General features: G+C 68.2%; 13 protein-coding genes. 8 read left to right on the top strand and 5 right to left on the bottom strand.

Annotated features, from left to right (window positions below):
- Positions 1 to 162: 162 nt before the first annotated feature.
- Positions 163 to 1,050, top strand: a complete 888-nt coding sequence (ypfJ, locus tag ACQCVD_RS01350; protein WP_426821887.1) for a KPN_02809 family neutral zinc metallopeptidase — start codon at positions 163 to 165, stop codon at positions 1,048 to 1,050.
- Complete coding sequence (locus tag ACQCVD_RS01345; protein ID WP_426821886.1) at positions 1,051 to 2,025, top strand: zinc-dependent alcohol dehydrogenase family protein; 975 nt, start codon at positions 1,051 to 1,053, stop codon at positions 2,023 to 2,025. It abuts the gene before it with no gap.
- Between the two features lie 26 nt (positions 2,026 to 2,051).
- Here ACQCVD_RS01345 and ACQCVD_RS01340 read toward each other — a convergent pair whose 3' ends face one another.
- The 4 genes from ACQCVD_RS01340 to ACQCVD_RS01325 form a co-directional block, all read right to left on the bottom strand.
- Positions 2,052 to 4,763 (bottom strand): DEAD/DEAH box helicase, encoded by a 2,712-nt coding sequence (locus ACQCVD_RS01340; RefSeq protein WP_426821885.1) that lies wholly within the window; start codon positions 4,761 to 4,763, stop codon positions 2,052 to 2,054.
- A 115-nt stretch (positions 4,764 to 4,878) separates the two neighbouring features.
- Positions 4,879 to 5,256 (bottom strand): hypothetical protein, encoded by a 378-nt coding sequence (locus tag ACQCVD_RS01335; RefSeq protein WP_426821884.1) that lies wholly within the window; start codon positions 5,254 to 5,256, stop codon positions 4,879 to 4,881.
- Positions 5,257 to 5,481: 225 nt separating this feature from the next.
- A complete protein-coding gene (locus tag ACQCVD_RS01330; RefSeq protein WP_426821883.1) occupies positions 5,482 to 7,500 on the bottom strand; it encodes a YhgE/Pip family protein in 2,019 nt (672 codons plus the stop codon).
- 3 nt (positions 7,501 to 7,503) lie between these two features.
- Entirely contained in the window at positions 7,504 to 8,232 is a 729-nt protein-coding gene (locus ACQCVD_RS01325) for a hypothetical protein (RefSeq protein WP_426821882.1), read from the bottom strand.
- A 145-nt stretch (positions 8,233 to 8,377) separates the two neighbouring features.
- Between ACQCVD_RS01325 and ACQCVD_RS01320 the strand changes: the two genes are divergently transcribed.
- The 6 genes from ACQCVD_RS01320 (at position 8,378) to ACQCVD_RS01295 (ending at position 15,240) form a co-directional block, all read left to right on the top strand.
- Positions 8,378 to 8,962, top strand: a complete 585-nt coding sequence (locus tag ACQCVD_RS01320; RefSeq protein WP_426821881.1) for a TetR/AcrR family transcriptional regulator — start codon at positions 8,378 to 8,380, stop codon at positions 8,960 to 8,962.
- A 42-nt stretch (positions 8,963 to 9,004) separates the two neighbouring features.
- The gene (locus ACQCVD_RS01315) at positions 9,005 to 9,766 is read left to right on the top strand and encodes a CBS domain-containing protein (protein WP_426821880.1); all 762 of its coding nucleotides are present in this window, start codon (positions 9,005 to 9,007) and stop codon (positions 9,764 to 9,766) included.
- 150 nt (positions 9,767 to 9,916) lie between these two features.
- On the top strand, positions 9,917 to 11,035 hold the full coding sequence (locus tag ACQCVD_RS01310) for a CE1758 family FMN-dependent luciferase-like monooxygenase (RefSeq protein ID WP_426821879.1): 1,119 nt from the start codon (positions 9,917 to 9,919) through the stop codon (positions 11,033 to 11,035).
- A gap of 38 nt (positions 11,036 to 11,073) precedes the next feature.
- The gene (locus ACQCVD_RS01305; protein WP_426821878.1) at positions 11,074 to 11,742 is read left to right on the top strand and encodes an FMN reductase; all 669 of its coding nucleotides are present in this window, start codon (positions 11,074 to 11,076) and stop codon (positions 11,740 to 11,742) included.
- A gap of 63 nt (positions 11,743 to 11,805) precedes the next feature.
- Positions 11,806 to 13,221, top strand: a complete 1,416-nt coding sequence (locus ACQCVD_RS01300) for an L-serine ammonia-lyase (RefSeq protein WP_426821877.1) — start codon at positions 11,806 to 11,808, stop codon at positions 13,219 to 13,221.
- A 582-nt stretch (positions 13,222 to 13,803) separates the two neighbouring features.
- Complete coding sequence (locus tag ACQCVD_RS01295; RefSeq protein ID WP_426821876.1) at positions 13,804 to 15,240, top strand: NAD(P)-binding domain-containing protein; 1,437 nt, start codon at positions 13,804 to 13,806, stop codon at positions 15,238 to 15,240.
- A gap of 26 nt (positions 15,241 to 15,266) precedes the next feature.
- On the opposite strand, the gene ACQCVD_RS01290 is transcribed toward ACQCVD_RS01295, so the two are convergent.
- Positions 15,267 to 17,084 carry a glycerol-3-phosphate dehydrogenase/oxidase gene (locus ACQCVD_RS01290; RefSeq protein WP_426821875.1) on the bottom strand — a complete coding sequence of 606 codons (1,818 nt, stop codon included), beginning with the start codon at positions 17,082 to 17,084 and terminating at the stop codon, positions 15,267 to 15,269.
- Positions 17,085 to 17,236 lie beyond the last annotated feature (152 nt).

The following is a 17,236-nucleotide window of genomic DNA, read 5'->3' as shown; positions in this document are numbered from 1 at the left end:
CCTTCCAGTAACAACGTCAGGTTCTGTCAGCCGATCACTTTACCTTCTTGGCCGGACACCCTCAGGGATCGGCCCTGGCTCACCGCCGCCGTCCGCCGGCAACCGGTCGAACTCCCGGACGCGCCGCGGCCTACCCACCGGCTTCCGTGGCATGATTTTCCCATGACCTTCCGTGGTGATGTGAGTAGATCCAGTGGCCGGGCCCGCACCGGGGGCCGCCGTGGCGGGCTGATCGTCGGTGGCGGCGGCGTCGGCACCCTGGTCCTGGTGGGGTTGTTCCTGCTGCTCGGCGGTAGTCCCGGCGACGTCGGAAACCTGCTCGGCGGCGGGGACCAGCAGCAACTCGATCCCGGGGCCGGCACCGGTGGCCTGGAGCACTGCCAGACCGCCGAGGACGCCAACACCTACGCGGACTGCCGGGTGGCGGCCACCGCGCTCTCCCTCGACCAGGTCTGGGGCGAGCAGCTGCCTGCCCAGGCGGGACTGGAGTACACCGAGCCGGGCCTGATGATCTTCGAGCAGTCCACGTCCTCCGGGTGCGGTGCCGCCTCCGCGGCGACGGGGCCGTTCTACTGCCCCACCGACCAGACCGCCTATTTCGACGTCTCCTTCTTCGAGCAGCTCGAACAGCTCGGCGGGGAAAACGCTCCCCTGGCGCAGGAATACATCGTGGCCCACGAGTTCGGCCACCACCTCCAGCACCTGGAGGGCACCCTGGGGATGAGCGACTACAACAACCCCGGCGCGGACTCCAACGCCGTCAAGATCGAGGTGCAGGCGGACTGCTACGGCGGGGTGTGGGCGCATTACGCCGATGACGGGGCGGACGCACTGCTGGAGACGATCACCCCCGACCAGGTCGCTGACGCCATCGCGACGGCCGGGGCGGTCGGTGACGACAACATCCAGAACCGCTCCGGCGGCGAGGTCACCCCGGAGACCTGGACGCACGGTTCGTCCGAGCAGCGGCAGCAGGCGTTCCTGGCGGGCTATGAGTCGGGCGCCATGTCGGCCTGCGACACCCTGGACCGCGGCGGGTACCGGAAATAGATGTCCCATTCCCGCCGGGCGGTCCTCGCCCGGGAATTCGGCCCACCGCTGGAGGTCCTGAATCTGGAGACCGTCGCCCCGAGCGTGCCCGCCGCCGGTCACGTGGCCGTGCGGATGCTCGCCTCCCCGATCAACCCTTCTGATCTGATCCCGGTCACCGGGGCCTACCGGTCACGGACAGCCCTGCCCGTTGTCCCGGGGTTCGAGGGGGTCGGGGTCATCTCTGCGGTCCATCCGGGTGAGGACGCCACTCTGATCGGGCGGCGGGTACTGCCGGTGGGGTCGGCGGGCGGCTGGCAAACCGTGAAAGAGTGTCCCGTGGACTGGTGCATCCCCGTGCCGGAGGAGGTGAGCGAGGAACAGGCGGCGACCGCCTACATCAATCCCCTGACCGCGCTCCGGATGGTCGAGATCCATGCCGTCGCCCCACATGTCCGCACTGCCGTGGTCAATGCGGGCGGCTCTGCCATCGCCCAGGTGCTGGTGCGACTGTTGCGCGGCCGGGGTATCCGCACCATTGGGCTGTGCCGGCAGCCGGGCTCGGTGGCGGATGCCTCGCTTTTCGACGCCCTGATCCCCACCGCCGGAGGCGGCTGGGAGGCGCGGCTTGCCCGGCTGGGGCCGGTGGATCTGGCGTTCGACTGCGTCGGTGGCGCCGAGGGTGCCGCCCTGGCCGGATTGCTGCGGCACGGTGGGACGTTGGTGCACTACGGCCTACTGTCCGGGCGCCCGCTCCCGCCCTCCCTGTGGCACCATCGTCCGGACCTGGTCATTGACCTGTTCCGGCTGCGGGGCTGGGTGCACACGGTGGGACGGGCGGAGCTGCTCGCCGCCTTCGACGGTGTCTTCGAGCTGGTGCGGACCGGAGTTGTGCGCACCAGGGTGCAGGAGCGGTTGCCCCTGGCGGAGTTCCGGGCGGGCCTCTGGCTTGCGGTGGAGCACTCCTCCCGCGGGAAGGTGCTGTTGTGTCCCTGATGGCCCGCTCGCTCTGGCCGTTGTGATCAGTGGGCTGGTCCGCTCAGGGCGGTCGCGGCTTCGGTGGAGTATCCCAGGCGGCGGCGTTCCTGTGCGATGATGTCCGCCGCCAGGGCGGTTTCGCTGACGTCGACGGCGTCGTGGACCCGGGCGGATTCACTGGGCCGCGCAAAGGTGTCGAAGAGCTGACGCTTGTCCGCCAGCATCTCGAGCATCCGTTCCTCGGCGGTGTCATCGGCGATCAACCGGTGGACCTGGACGGTGGAGACCTGCCCCATGCGGTGGACCCGGGCGATGGCCTGGGCCTCGATGCTTGGTTTGACCTGGGGTTCGGCGATGATGGCCACACTGGCGGCCTGGATGTTCAGTCCCACTCCGCCGGCGGTGATCTGGATGAGCAGAACGGAGCCGCCGGGGGCGGTGGTCAGGGCGTCCACGAGTTCCTGGCGCCGGGCCGGCGGCACCGAGCCGGAGATGGTGCCGGTGACGGCGGCGCCCAGCTCGTGTTCCAGCCGGCTGAGGACGTCGCGGAAGTAGGTGAAGATGACCGCCCGCCGACCGGTTTCCCGGGCGTCGGCGAGAATCTCGCGGATGCGGGTGAGTTTCGCCGGCTCAGTGTCCGGCGTGGTCAGTGCCGCCCGGCGGATGCCCATCCAGTCACCTTCTGCCACGGTGCGGGCATAGTGCCGCTGATCGGTGTCGGTGAGCTCCACCCAGTCGATCTGGTCGAGTTTCTCCGGCAGCTCGTCCAGTACCTCGGCCTGGTTGCGGCGCAGATAGCCCGGCGCGATGTGGCGGCGGAAATCGACGGCCGCCATGGTGGACATGGCCTCGGTGACCAGCTCTGGTTGGACGTAGGCGATGAGGTTGCTGAATTCGGCGACCTTGTTTTCCAGCGGGGTGCCGGTCATCAGGAGGGCGTAGTCGGCGGCGTCGATCAGGCGGGCCAGCGCCTGGGAGCGTTGGGTCTGCGGGTTCTTGATCATGTGGGCCTCATCGACGACGACCATGTCCGGCTCCCCCAGCTCCAGGGAGCGGGCGCCGTCGTAGGTGCAGACGCAGACTCCGCCGCTGCTGCGCCAGGAGCGCACCGCATCCGCCTTGGCGGTGCCGTGGGCACGGTACACGGCAAGATCGGTGAAGCGTCCGGTCTCCCGGACCCAGTTGCTGAGCACCGATGCCGGGCAGACCACCAGGATCCGGGCGTTGTCTCGGTGTGCGGCCACGTGGGCGGCGGCCGCCAGCGCCTGGACGGTCTTGCCCAGGCCCATGTCATCGCCTAGGACGACCTTGCGCTGGACCAGGGTGAACCGGGCGCCGAAGGACTGGTAGCCGCGCAGGTGCAGGTCCTTGAGGTGGGTCCGGTCGAGTTTGAGGGCGCGGATCTGCTCGACGGTGTCGCCGGCCAGGTCGCCGGACCCTTCGACCTCCAGCCGCAGGAGGGTGACCAGCAGACCCTGGTAGTGGGCCGGGCGGCCCAGGTAGTCCTCCCAGACCGAACCGCCGGGGGCTTCCGGGCCGAGGTCCCCGGCCGGGCGCAGGGATTCCGGGTGGGCACGGGCCCACGCCAGGTCGTCCAGGAAGCGCTGCCACAGCCGGTGCCGGTGCGGTGGATCGCTGAGTACGACGGTCCAGGGTTCGAGGGAGTCGGTGACCGGGAGGTGCTGGAGGTCGTCGAGCAGCCGGTTGCGGCGTTCGCGTTCCACCTCGTCGAGTGTGTTGACGGCGTCGAACCGGCGCAGGACGCCGAGCAGGGCCAGGGCCGCCGCCGTGGGGGTGTCCCCGATGGCGGTGGCCGTGCCGTCCAGGGCCTCACGCTGCAGGGTCTGCGCGGCGGCCTTCATCCGCCGGGCGGTGACCTCCCCGATGCCGTTGACCCGGGTGAGCAGCCCGAGGTCCGCGCGCAGGACATCGGCGACGGTGGAGATGTCGATCTGCTCCAGGCCACTGAACCGCAGTCGTTCATCGGTGGCCGTCTTCAGAGCCTCCACGGGTAGTTGGCGCAGCAGGATCTCCGCGCGTTCGTGGTGGAGGGCGTCCAGCTGGGTCTGGGCCTGCTGCCGCAGCCGCGGTTCACTGTTCGGATCCGCCGTCAGTTTCCGGACCGCGCGGAGCACGGGCTGTACGTCCTTCTGCTCCAGTTGGGTGAAGCTGGGGTGATCGTGGCCGAGGCCGGTCGCCAGGGCACTGCGGGCGGCGTCGATCAGGTGTTGGGGGGTGCCGTGGGCGCCGGGGAAGAGCCGGACTCCGCCCTGCTGCAACTGGGCGGCGTGCCGGATTCTGGCCAGGATCGAGGTGGTGTCACCCAGCAGGCTCTGCCGCTGCGGGTCGGCCAGCATGCGGCGCAGCTGTCCCGCAGCCTCCTCCCCACGGCGGACCCGGTCACCGCGGAAGAGCCGGCCGAGGAAACCGGCGTCGGCGTGCCGGGCGGTCTCCCGCAGTGCCGGAATCTCCCGGCAGCTGTCTACCGTCCGGCTCAGAATGTCCGCGCCGCTCTGGATGTGCTCCAGCTCGTGGAGGACGTAAAAAGCGGTCGGCCACCGAAGGCCGCCGTGGGTGATGATGTCGGCGGTGAATTCCGGGTCATGCAGGCGGGTGCCGGCCAGCACCTGTCCCGCCGCCCGGGCTTCGGGAGCGGCGAGGTCGCCCATCATCTGTCGGGCGTCCGCGGCGATCTGGCTGGCCCGGTCCGCCTCGGCCAGCAGGCCTGCCAGTTCCGTCTTGTCCACTGTGCTCACGTCCGATGATTGTGCCAGAGACCGGGGACATCTCCCCCGGATGCCGGGGAGGGAGAGACGGGGCGTTACGCGGGGCAGCGAACCTCAAGGAGAGCGTGTGCCCCACTGCCCCATGTCAGGGCATCACTTGCGCGCTGATCGCGCTCTTGAGTGGCGGGTTCGTCAGTAGGCAGGCCGCCGCCCCGAGGAAACGGAGAGCTCCGGTGGGGCTGGACGAGGTCAATGACTTCGCGCAGCGGTCCATCTCGCCGTAGGGGCCTGGATACGTCATGCGCGGATCCCCATGCGCGTAGATGGACACGGCCATGTACGCGCCCTGATCGGTGGTGAGAAGGTCCATGGAACCCTTGATGCCCTGCCAGGCGACCGCACCCACGGGGTCGGTACGGAACTGATCCTGTTCCTCAGGCGTCAGGGCGGCTGCCTGGGGGACGGCCATCAGGCCGGCCGCCACGATGACGGCGCTGATCGCGCCACGCAAGAAGTTTTTCATGAGCAGGAGCTTAATAGAAGCTAGGTGACGAGGGGCGCTGAATGAGAATATCTTTGGGAGAGGAACTCTTTTGACTCCCCCGGCAGGCCCCCTGTCCTGCACCCCAAGGCATACGTAAGTTGAGGCCCGAAAGGCGCGGATTCCGCCGAAAACCCCGCTTAACTTACGTCTGCCTTGCCCAGGCAGCTCCCGAGGGCAGCTCCCGAGGGCCGCTCCCCTCGTCAGCTACAACGCCAGCTCCGGGTGCAGATCCTTCTGCCGCAGGATCCGCCCCCGCCAGGCCGCGAAGGTGGAGACCGCCAGGAACCCCACGAGGAAGACCCCCAGCACCGCCACGGACTGCCACAGCCGGGGATCCAGCTCACTGGTGCCGATGATGGCCTGGCGCAGCAGGTTCACCGAGTAGGTGATCGGATCCACCACGTGGACCGCCCGCTGGAACGCCGGTTGGGTCTCCGGTGGGTACAGCCCACCGGAGGAGACCAGGGACAGGGCCATGATGATCAGACACAGCACCCGGCCCACCGCGGAGCCGAAGAAGGCGTTGATGGCCTGGGTGATGGCCACAAAGCAGGTGGAGATCCCGCCCATCGCCAGCAACAGTCCCAGTGGATGCGCCGGTGCCAGGCCGATCAGCCCCACCAGCACCGCCCACATCATCGTGGCCTGGGCCCAGCCGACCAGGACCGCCGGGAGGAACGTGGCCAGCACGGCCCGGAACGCCGGCATCCCGGAGTCGATCGCGCGACGCTGCAGCGCGCGCAGCACCATGAACATCACGGTCCCGCCCATGAACAGACCCAGGGAGATGAAGAACGGCGCCAATCCCACGCCGAACCGGGTCAGCTGGTCCCCGGTCAGTTTCTCCGTCACCGGGGTGGCCACCGTCGCCGCGGTATCGGCCCGGTTGCCGTCGGGGTAGCGCGGCACCTGGCCCGCCCCCTCATTGAGACGGAGACTGAGTTGCCCCGCCCCCTCGTCCAGGTCCACCAGGCCGTCGCGCAGCTGAGCGGCCCCGACCGTCAGCTGCTGGGTGCCGCCGACCAGTTCGCTGGTGCCGTCCGCCAACCGGTTGGTGCCCACCACGAGCTGGGCCGAGCCGTCGGAGAGCATGTGGAGACCAGTGGCCAGTTCCGCAGCCGCCCGGACGGCACTGTCCATACCACTGCGATAGGGTGCGTCTGAATCGCTGAGTTGTCGTTGCAGCTCTGCCGCACCCTCCTGGAGCTCGGCCAGTTGGCCGCGGGCCGGGCTGTCTACCCCCAGCCCACTGGCGTTGAGTTCCGCGACGGCCGCGTCGATCCGATCGGACAGTTCTGCCGCGCCGGGCAGCCCGGTTGAGCGCAACTGGGCGGAAATGCCGGTCAATTGCGCGGCGAGCTGGTCCTGGGCGCCACCCGCCTGCTCCCCCAACCCGGCGATCTGGTCCACGCCACCGGCGATGGCGCCGGCCCCCTCGCCGAGGGAGTCAGTGGCGGCAGCCAGTTCATCCAGCCCGCCGGAGAGCTGATCCGCCCCCTGCGCGGCGGTGCCCAGGCCGGTATCCAGCTCGGTGGCGCCATCGCGCAGCTGTACCGCGCCGTCATTGAGTTCCCGCGCCCCGTCGTCCAATGCGCTGGCGCCGTCCGCGAGCTCGCCGGCGCCCTCCCGGGCGGATCCGGTTCCCTCGGCAAGGGTCGCGGCCCCGGAAGACGCCTCGTCCAGGCCGGCGCCGATGGTGTTGAAGCCGACCAGCAGGGTGTCGGTGACCTTTTCCCCGAGGGCGGCATCCACCGTGCGCACCACCTGGGTGGTCACCTGGTTGCCCAGCGTGGTGCCGATGAAACCGTTGGTGTTGTTGTAGGTGGCGTTGATCGTGGCCGGGTGCGGCTGTCCGGTGCCCGCGCTGACGGCCGCCTCACTGAAGTCACGGGGCAGTTCCAGAGCGAAGTAGTAGGTGCCGTCCGCCACACCCTGCCGGGCCTGGTCCGCCGTGACTTCGACGAAGTGAACCTGCTCGTTGTCCAGGAGTTGTCCGGTCACCTGCTCGCCGGCGGAGAACTCCTCGCCGTCCAGTTCCGCGCCTTGATCGGAGTTGACCAGAGCGACCGGTAGCCGGCTCATCCCACCGATCGGGTCGAAGTAGGACCAGACGAACAGGCCACCGAAGATCAGGGGCAACAAGACGATGACAGCCAGTCCGAGCGGCGGGAGCGTGCCGTGGCCGAAGCGGCGCAGCTCGGATCCCAGGTGGGTGAGGTTCATGGTCTACTCCCCTTCCTTGACATGAGCGTGGTGGGCGCCGGTTTCCCGGCCGGGCTGTTCCGGCGTTGGGCCGGTGAGATCCACGACGGTGTCCGCCAGTCCGTCCAGGTCCGGATTGGAGCTGAACACCGTCACCGGTAGGCGCTGGGCCACCTGCCGAAGATCACGCAGCAGGTCCCGGCGGTCCGCCAGGCTGCGGAGCTGGTCGATGTCATCGATGAGTAGCAGGCCCGCCCGCGGCCGGGCGAGCAGGGCCAGCACGATGCGCAGCCGCAACCGTTGGGCAGGCGGCAGGTCCCCGACCTTGTCCCCCGGTTCCACCGTCAGTCCCAGCAGCCCGGCCCAGGCCGAGAAGTCCGTGTCCCCCATGTCCCGGGGAGTACGGGCGAACCAGGAACCGGTCCACGCCAGCTGTTCGCGGACCACCGTGCGGACCGGAACCAGACGTTCCAGGCCGTCGATCTCCGGCACGCCCGCCAGGGCCACACGGCGGGCGCGGCGCCGGGGCGTGTCCGCCACCGTGGTCCCGGCGGCGTCGTGAAGCGTGACGGTGCCGCCCTTGACGCGCATCCGCCCAGCCAGGGTCAGTGCGAGCGTGGTGGACCGGGATTCGCGTCGGGTCTGCACCAGGGTCAGGCCGGTCGCCGGAAGGGACAGGTCGAAGGGTTGGTCGTCCCCGAGCTCCAGGTGCTGGGCCACCAGCCGGTGGCCGTGGGGGGAAGCGGAAGTCATGCGTTACCTCGTGGATTGCTCCCCCTGGCCAACACCTCGGCTAACCGGAGGAAGAACTATCAGTTATGCTCATGTATGGTGCTCCCCACTGAGGTTGCCTGTCAAATAGCACCCGTCAACTCTCTGCACCTGAAAGGACCGTGCCATGCGTGCCGACGCCCGGGAACGACGCCACCGCATCATCGTCGCCGCTTGTGACCTGCTACGCAGCAGGCACGAGGCCAGCCTGACGCTGGAGGAGGTGGCCGGCGCCGCCGGGGTCGGCATCGCCACCTTGTACCGAAATTTCGCCGACCGGCGGGAGCTGCTGCACGCCTGCGCCACCCACCTCTTCGACCAGGTGATCGCACTCCAGGATGAGACACTGCGGGAGTTTCCCGGTGCCCCGGCGGACACGTGGGGGCGCTATGTCCGGGGCCTGGTGGGCCTGGGACTGGGCGCGGTGGTCCCACTCCTGGCACCGGCCCGGCTCGCCGATCTGCCGGCGGACCTGCAGTCCCGGCGCGAGGCGGTGGAGCAGCGCGGGCATGAGATTGTCACGGCCGCCCAGGATGCGGGACTGGTCCACCCCACGGTCATGCCGAGCACCTTCATCATCGGCCTGATCACGGTCTCGCGGCCGCAGGTCTCGGCGGTGGCGGAACTCGCCCCGGACCTGACCGAGGCCCTGGTGCAGTTGTACCTGTCCGGCCTGCGCCATGGACCGGGCACGCCGGGAGACCCGGAGTAGTCTGCCCAGCATGGCCCCGGGCGGGCGGCTACCCTCGGGCTGGTGAGCCAGAACCTCCCGGACCACCAGTCTCCCGCCGATCCCGCCGTAAACCGGGCCATCCCCTTTCTGGCGGCCTTCAATGAGATTGAGCAGTTCCTCCGGCAGGAACTGGACGCGAAGAAGTCGGACGGCTTCTCGTGGATGGTGCGACTGGCCCAGCGCAAGCATCTGGTCCGGGACGGCCATGCCGAAGCCCTCCAGGTTTTCGCTGACCTGCGCAACGCCATCAGTCACGGCACCTACCGGAACCACCGGCCCATCGCTGAGCCACTGCCGGAGACCGTCGGGGAGATCACCCGGATCCGGGACCTGCTGCTGGATCCCCCGCTGGCGCTCAGCGTGCTCGGCCCGCACCGCGTGCGCTCCTTCGCCCCGGACGATGACGTCCGGGAGGCATTGCAGATCATCCGGACCACCCGGATCTCGCAGTTTCCGGTGTATGAGTCGGGCGTGTTCCGGGCGCTGCTGACCACGAACACGATCGCCCGGTGGGTGGCGGCCGACCTGGACGACAATGACCACCTGGACGGCCGCACGGTCCGGGAGGTGCTCGAGTTCGCCGAGGACAACGACTTTGCGGTCTTCCTGCCCCGCACTGCCACCGTCCAGGAGGTGGTGGACGAACTGACCATGCCGGCCCGGGACGGCTCCCTGCCGCGCGCGGCGCTGCTGACCGAGCACGGGCGGATGGACCAGCAGCCGCTGCGCGTGGTCGGCGGATCGGATATGGCCGCCCTCCTGGAGGCTCTGGACGCCGTGTGAGCTGCTACGGGGCCATGTTCCGACCTCTCGTCGCAGCATCCCCGCCGGGGCGGTGACTGGCCCGGGGAATAGAAGGACGCTAATGTTGTTGACATAACAACAAAGGCAGTTCTTCCACGAACCTCCCCACGAGAATCAGGAGCCCGCACCATGCAGTTCGGCATCTTCACCATCGGTGACGTCACCCAGGACCCCATCACGGGGCAGACCCCCACAGAACACGAGCGCATCAACGCGATGACCCAGATCGCGCTCAAGGCTGAGGAGGTGGGCCTGGACGTCTTCGCCACCGGCGAGCACCACAACCCACCGTTCGTCCCCTCGGCACCGACCACCCACCTGGCCTATATCGCGGCCCAGACCAAACACCTCCAGCTGTCCACCGCCACAACCCTGATCACCACCACTGATCCGGTGCGCATCGCCGAGGACTACTCCTTCCTGCAGCACCTGTCCGGTGGCCGGGTCGACCTGATGATGGGCCGCGGCAACACCGGCCCGGTCTACCCCTGGTTCGGCAAGGACATCCGGCAGGGCATCCCGCTGGCCATCGAGAACTACCACCTGCTGCGCCGCCTGTGGCGCGAGAAGTCCGTCAACTGGCAGGGCCAGTTCCGCACCCCGCTGCAGGGCTTCACCACCACGCCGTTCCCGCTCGAGGACGTCCCGCCCTTCGTCTGGCACGGCTCCATCCGCTCGGTCCAGATCGCCGAACAGGCCGCCTTCTACGGTGACGGCTTCTTCCACAACAACATCTTCTGGAACAAGGAGCACACCGCGAAGATGGTCGACATCTACCGCCGCCGCTTCGAGAAGTACGGTCACGGTCAGGCGGACCAGGCGATCGTGGGGCTGGGCGGCCAGGTGTACATCGGCGAGTCCGAGGAGGCGGCCAAGAAGGAGTTCCGCCCCTACTTCGACAACGCGCCCGTCTACGGCCACGGCCCCTCGCTGGAGGAGTTCACCTCCCTGACCCCGCTGACCGTGGGTACCGTGGAGCAGGTCATCGAGCGCACCATGGAGTTCGCCGACTGGGTGGGCGACTACCAGCGACAGCTCTTCCTCATGGACCATGCCGGCCTGCCGTTGGAGGTGGTGTTCAACCAGATCGAGATCCTGGGCACGCAGGTCGTGCCCGAGGTGCGTCGCCGGATGGAGGCCCGCCGACCCGCGCACGTGCCCTCCGACCCGCCGACCTTCCAGTCCCTGAAGGACAACCGGGAACACCCGCACTTCAAGGTCCGGCCCGGCGAGGACGCCGAGGCCTGAGCCATCACCCACCACCCCGACCTTCAAGGAGGCAGCACATGCGCAGGTTGACCGTCATCTCCGCGGGCCTGTCCACCCCATCCACCACCCGCTCGATCGCGGACCAGCTCGCCGACGCGGTATCCACCGCGGTGACCGCGCGGGGCGAGACCCTGCAGATCGAGGTCATCGAGGTCAAGAACCTGGCCGTTGACCTCGCCCACGCCATGACCAACGGGGGTCTCTCCTCCGAGGCACTGGACGAGGCCAAGCGTCAGGTCAGCCAGGCCGACGGCCTGATCGTGGTCACCCCGGTATTCAAGGCCAGCTACACCGGCCTACTGAAGCTGTTCTTCGACGTCCTGGACACGGATGCCCTGAACGGCATGCCGACCATCATCGCGGCCACCGCCGGGACGGCCCGCCACTCGCTGGTGCTGGACTATGCCCTGCGCCCCCTTTTGACCTACATGCGCGCCGTGGTGGTGCCGACCGGCATCTTCGCCGCGACCGATGACTTCGGCAGCGAGGAAGGCGCCGGCCTGGTGACGCGCAGCAACCGGGCGGCGGCCGAGTTGGCCGCGTTGATCGTCGCGGACACCACCGGAGTCGACGGGTTGGCGGGACCGCTCGACCAGGAGCATCGTCCCCGGAAGACCGGCACCGACCCGACGGAGAACTTCACCCCGTTCTCCCAACTGCTGGCGGGCTACGACGGAGAGTCCTAAACGCTAGAATCAGTGGGGTACGGAAGCCGGAAGGGTTTCCCGGACCAGCAGGAGGACCTCAGCATGATGATCAGTGTGTCCGACCTCTACAGCGTGGGAATCGGCCCTTCTTCATCCCACACCGTCGGCCCCATGCGGGCGGCACTCGCGTTCGTCTCCGGACTCGGCGAGTTCCCCGCGCGGGTGGATGGCATCCTCCACGGCTCCCTCTCCGCCACCGGTCGCGGCCACGGCACGGACCGGGCGGTGATCCTCGGGCTCGCGGGATATGATCCGGCCACCCTGCCGGCTGAGGTGGAACCGGCGGCGGGCGCGGACATCCCGGCCAGCGGATCCATCAGCGGTCCGGGCGGGACCCTCGACTACCGCATCGAGTTCAACAACGAGGCGCTGCCCCAGCACCCCAACGGTCTGGTCTTCACCGCCTACAACGCGGCCGGCGGGCGGCTGGGTGAGCCGGTGGAGTACTTCTCCGTCGGCGGCGGATTCATCCTCTCCGGTGAGGAGTTGGCCACCCAGCTGGCGGAACGTGGCATGAAGACCGGGGCGGCCGCAGCCGAACGCGATGACACCATCCCCTTCCCCTTCGACAACGCCGCCGAGCTCCTGGCGCACTGTGAGCGGACCGGACTGAGCTTTTCCGGGATCGTCCTGCGCAATGAGCAGGCCATGCAGGGGCAGGATGATGGTGAGACGCCGGTGCTCGAGCACCTGGACGAGGTCTGGCGGGCCATGCGCTCCTGCGTCACCGCCGGCATCGCCGCCTCCGGCACCCTGCCGGGCGGGTTGAACGTGACCCGTCGGGCCCCGCTGCTCTTTGACCAGCTGATGGAGCAGGCCTCCAACCAGCCGATCCGTGGTGAGGGCCTGGACGCCATGGAGTGGGTCAACCTCTACGCCCTGGCCGTCAACGAGGAAAATGCCGCAGGCGGTCGCGTGGTCACCGCCCCCACCAATGGGGCGGCGGGCATCATTCCCGCCGTCCTGCACTACGCCCGGGACTTCACCCTCGACTTCACCGAGGACAAGGCCCGGACCTTCCTCCTCGCCGCCGGTGCCGTGGGCATCATCATCAAGCAGAACGCCTCCATCTCCGGTGCCGAGGTGGGCTGCCAGGGTGAGGTGGGATCTGCCTCGGCGATGGCAGCCGCCGGCCTGTGTGAGCTGCTCGGAGGGACACCCGCTCAGGTGGAAAACGCCGCCGAGATCGCCCTCGAGCACAACCTCGGCCTGACCTGCGACCCCGTCGGTGGCCTGGTCCAGATCCCGTGCATCGAGCGAAACGCCATCGGTGCGGTCAAGTCGATCAACGCCGCTCGCCTCGCCTGCCTGGGCGACGGTACCAACCGCGTCACCCTCGACGACGTCATCCGCACCATGGCAGAAACCGGCCGGGACATGCTGACCAAGTACAAGGAGACCTCCACCGGCGGGCTGGCCGTCAACATCGGTCTCCCGGTCAGCTTCACTGAATGCTGACCGCCACCCAGGAGTTTCCGCGACAGTCCGGGCCGGGCCCACTACCGTCGGTTGACCGCCGACGGTGTCGCTCACACCGCAGCAGGCCCTGCCGCGGGTTCCCCGGCCTGCCCGAGAGCAGCTGCCCCCGATCCTGTGCTCAGATTGAGAGACGATTCTCCGGACATTCCCGCCTCTCACCTGTGCCAACCTGTTATGTGTATGATATAGTACATATTTGTTGCGGATAACCATCGGCCGAGCCAGCGGCGGGTTTCGGAGACTCCGACCCCCGCGCTGATCCTCTGTCTCCCCGCCTGACCGTCGTCGCCCATACTCATATTTTTCCCAGTTTCGGGCGCTTCCGGGCCAGGGGGAGTCAGTTCCGATGCACCCCGGTAGACGCAGACGCACTGAAAGGCCGTCGCCGCCGGAGGAAACGTTGATCCGCGCACGTAGGCCCCCGGTTCTTCGTGGGCCATGAGTTATGAGTGAAGTTGGAACGTGGCCCGCGGTGTGGGCCACTGGAGACAGTCGCACGGTGTCCGGGAAGGTGCGTGAAGTCTCTATTCGCACTCTCGGGGACATCCTGCGGCTTGAGGAATGAGGCCCACGGTGGCCGGAGAGGCATTTTTGACTGACCGCATCGCAATCATCGGAGCAGGACCGAGCGGAATGGCGCTACTGCGCGCCTTCGAGTCCGCGGAGAAGGCGGGAGCCGAGATCCCGGAGATCGTCTGCTATGAGAAGCAGGACGACTGGGGCGGCCAGTGGAACTACAGCTGGCGCACCGGCACCGACCGCTACGGCGAGCCGGTGCACTCCTCCATGTACCGCAACCTGTGGTCCAACGGGCCCAAGGAGATCCTGGAGTTCGCGGACTACACCTTCGACGAACACTTCGGCAAGCCGATCTCCTCCTATCCGCCGCGCGAGGTCCTGTGGGACTACATCGACGGCCGCCTGAAAAACTCAGACGTCAAGGACAAGGTCCGCTTCGCCACAGCCGTGCGCTGGGTCGAGTATGACGATGTCACCCGGACCTTCTCGGTCACCGTCCACGACCTCCGGGAAAACCGGACCGAAACCAATAAGTTCGACTACCTGGTGGTCGGCTCGGGACACTTCACCTTCCCGAACTTCCCCACCTTCGCGGGAATCGAGTCCTTCCCCGGTGAAATCGTCCACGCCCACAGCTTCCGGGGCGCGGAACACTTCGCCAACAAGGACGTCCTGATGGTCGGCGGCAGTTACTCCGCCGAGGACATCGGCTCCCAGGCCTACAAGATGGGGGCCCGCTCGGTGACCATGAGCTACCGCTCCAGGCCGATGGGCTATGACTGGCCCGAGGGCATGGAAGAGCAGCCCGTGATCGACCGGATCGACGGCTCCACCGTCTATTTCAGCAACGGGGTGAACAAACACTTCGACGCCATCGTGTTGTGCACCGGCTACCTCCACCACTACCCGTTCCTGCCCACCGACCTGGCGCTGGATTCCCCGAACAACGTCTACCCGGACCACCTCTACCGGGGTGTGGTCGCCGAGGCGAACAACCGGCTGTTCTACATCGGTGCCCAGGACCAGTGGCTGACCTTCAACATGTTCGACGCGCAGGCCTGGTTTGTCCGGGACATCATCCTCGGCCGCTTTGTCCTGCCCTCGCCCGAGGAGCAGCGCGAACACATCGGCGAATGGCGTGAGCGCTTCCACGACCTGGCCACCACGGAGGAGGAGATCGACTTCCAGGTGGACTACGTCCGGGACCTGATCGAGCAGACCGACTACCCCATGTTCGACCTGGACGAGGTGGCCAGGATCCAGAAGGGCTGGGTCCAGGACAAGAAGAACGACATCATGGGCTACCGCAATGCCGTGTACCACTCGGTCATGACCGGTACGTTGGCCGCGACCCACCACACCGAGTGGATCAACGAGCTCGACGACAGCATGGAGCGCTACCTGTCCATGCCGGAACACGACGAGGCACGCGAGGTCGTGCGCGGCACCGTCACCAGCGGCGCGAGGGCGGCACGGTAGGTCCCGCCCCTCCCGGGCCGGCGGGGCTACGACCGGGCCCCGACGAATCCGCCGCACCGCGGTGCCCCACCGTCAGCCAACCCGGTCGGGTGTACCCCGGTAGTCATCCAGCACATCCTGCACACGCTGCTGGTGTGTGAGGTAGGCGGCCACCTCTGCCCCGGCCCGTTCCCCGTCCCAGCCGAGCAGGGGGCCGACCGTCGCGGCGGTGCGTCGCACCGCCGCGACGGCACCACCCCGAGCGTGCCGAGCACCAGGCGGCGGTCCAGGACGTCGGCAAGCGTGCGTGCCGCCTCACCGGTCACCGCATACACCGCCTGCGCGGCGATGTCCCGGCTCTGCCCGGTCGGGTCAAGGGGCTCCGCCAAGTCCGGCTGACCGAGAACCAGCTCCAGCACGGAGACGTGCTCGGTCCCGTAGAGCCTGGCGAGATGAACCCGCGTGGCCTCCGGCAATCCGGTGTCCGGGCCGCGGTGCAGGGCGGCCCGGAGCGCATCAGCCACCGTGCCGTAGTCCCCGAAGGACGTGCTCAAGGACAGGAAGCGGGAATCAAAGGAGCGCACCGGCGGCAGCAGTTCACGCTGTTCGCGGATTACCTGATCCATCACCTTCTGCCCCATCAGCCGGGCGGTGGTCCACTTGCCGCCGGTCACGGAATACAACCCGCACAGTCCCTGCGCGGCGTGAGTGCTGACGCTGAAACGCCGCGAGGCGGTGTACGTGGTGCTGCCGTCATCCACCAGTGGCCGCACACCGACCAGCGTGGTGCGGATCTGTCCCCGGTCGAGCGGGGTGGCTCGGACCGAGTCAAACGTCTCGAGCAGCTGGCCGACGTCTTCCCCGGTGGCCTGCGCCCGCTCCGGGGGACCGTAGACCGGGGTATCGGTGGGTCCGATAATGGTCCGACCCTCCCACGGGTTGACGATGATGTGGTGTCCGTTCCTGCCCCGGACGAAGACTCCGGCCGTGGCACCCAGGTCGTCGGTGACCAGATGCACCCCCTTGGACTGCCGGACGCGCATCTGCGCCTGGCCGGCAACATCTCCCAGTGCCTCCTGCGCCCACGGTCCCGCCGCATTGATGACCACCGATGCAGCCACCTCCACCACGTGCCCCGTCAGCTGATCGGTGACCGCCACGCCGGTGACCCGCGCCCGCGCGGGGTCCCGGAGAATCCTGGTGACTTTCGCATGATTGACGGCCGTGCCCCCATCTGCGACGACAGACTTCAGTATCCCGAGCAACAGCCGTTCCGCGTGCAGGTTGAGGGCGTCATCGTGGCGCCAGGCGCCCCGGAGACCCTCCGGGTTCAACCAGGGGACCTGCTTGAGCAGGTTCCGCTTCCCCACCCACCGCAGGCGCGGGGAGCGGTTGTCCCGCGGCAGTCCAGCATTGCGTTTGAGGGCCATGGCCTCGTACAACGCCACCCCGGCACCCAGGGTCGGGGCCTTCGGCTCGGACCAGTCATAGGCGGCGAGCAGGAAACTGCGCGGTACCACCAGGTGCGGTGCCGCGATCCCCAGATAGCGGCGCTCATTCACGGCCTCCTGCACCTGCAGGAAATCGTGCTGTTCCAGGTACCGCAGGCCGCCGTGAATCATTTTCGACGTCGCGGCCGAGGTCCCGCAGGAGTAGTCCCCCGCCTCAAAGAGGACGGTCCGCAGGCCCCGGCCGATGGCGTGCCGGGCGACCTGCACCCCGGAGATGCCCCCGCCGATGACCACCACGTCATAGTGGCCGTGCACCGGAGGCCCGAGCGCGCGATCACCGAACTGCGCCGGTCCGGTGTCCCGGGGGCGCCGCAGACTGGTGATCCGGGCCTCCGTGGCGGTGCTGTTTTTCATGCGCTCGCTCCCTCGTGATGTCAGGTGGACCACGGTGCCTGGAGCGGTTGACCCAGGCATTGGTTGGCCCTGCTCGCCGAAGTGCTTCAAGTCACACTATCACCCACTCGGGCCACGCCGCGGTCCTTAAGCCTGGATCCACCAACGTGATT

It is taken from the genome of Corynebacterium halotolerans (genome assembly GCF_050107895.1).
In the GTDB taxonomy this organism is placed as follows: Bacteria; Actinomycetota; Actinomycetes; order Mycobacteriales; family Mycobacteriaceae; genus Corynebacterium; species Corynebacterium halotolerans_B.
The sequence above is the reverse complement of the archived record's forward strand: the minus strand, read 5'-3'. Positions and strand labels throughout refer to the sequence as shown.

What these genes read in the sequence shown, in the direction of transcription:
- ypfJ (WP_426821887.1), top strand. Translation starts at nt 163, where the DNA reads ATGACCTTCCGTGGTGATGTGAGTAGATCCAGTGGCCGGGCCCGCACC.
- ACQCVD_RS01290 (WP_426821875.1), bottom strand. Translation starts at nt 17,084, where the DNA reads ATGAAAAACAGCACCGCCACGGAGGCCCGGATCACCAGTCTGCGGCGC.
- ACQCVD_RS01325 (WP_426821882.1), bottom strand. Translation starts at nt 8,232, where the DNA reads ATGACTTCCGCTTCCCCCCACGGCCACCGGCTGGTGGCCCAGCACCTG.
- ACQCVD_RS01320 (WP_426821881.1), top strand. Translation starts at nt 8,378, where the DNA reads ATGCGTGCCGACGCCCGGGAACGACGCCACCGCATCATCGTCGCCGCT.
- ACQCVD_RS01310 (WP_426821879.1), top strand. Translation starts at nt 9,917, where the DNA reads ATGCAGTTCGGCATCTTCACCATCGGTGACGTCACCCAGGACCCCATC.
- ACQCVD_RS01345 (WP_426821886.1), top strand. Translation starts at nt 1,051, where the DNA reads ATGTCCCATTCCCGCCGGGCGGTCCTCGCCCGGGAATTCGGCCCACCG.
- ACQCVD_RS01295 (WP_426821876.1), top strand. Translation starts at nt 13,804, where the DNA reads ATGAGGCCCACGGTGGCCGGAGAGGCATTTTTGACTGACCGCATCGCA.
- ACQCVD_RS01305 (WP_426821878.1), top strand. Translation starts at nt 11,074, where the DNA reads ATGCGCAGGTTGACCGTCATCTCCGCGGGCCTGTCCACCCCATCCACC.
- ACQCVD_RS01335 (WP_426821884.1), bottom strand. Translation starts at nt 5,256, where the DNA reads ATGAAAAACTTCTTGCGTGGCGCGATCAGCGCCGTCATCGTGGCGGCC.
- ACQCVD_RS01330 (WP_426821883.1), bottom strand. Translation starts at nt 7,500, where the DNA reads ATGAACCTCACCCACCTGGGATCCGAGCTGCGCCGCTTCGGCCACGGC.
- ACQCVD_RS01300 (WP_426821877.1), top strand. Translation starts at nt 11,806, where the DNA reads ATGATGATCAGTGTGTCCGACCTCTACAGCGTGGGAATCGGCCCTTCT.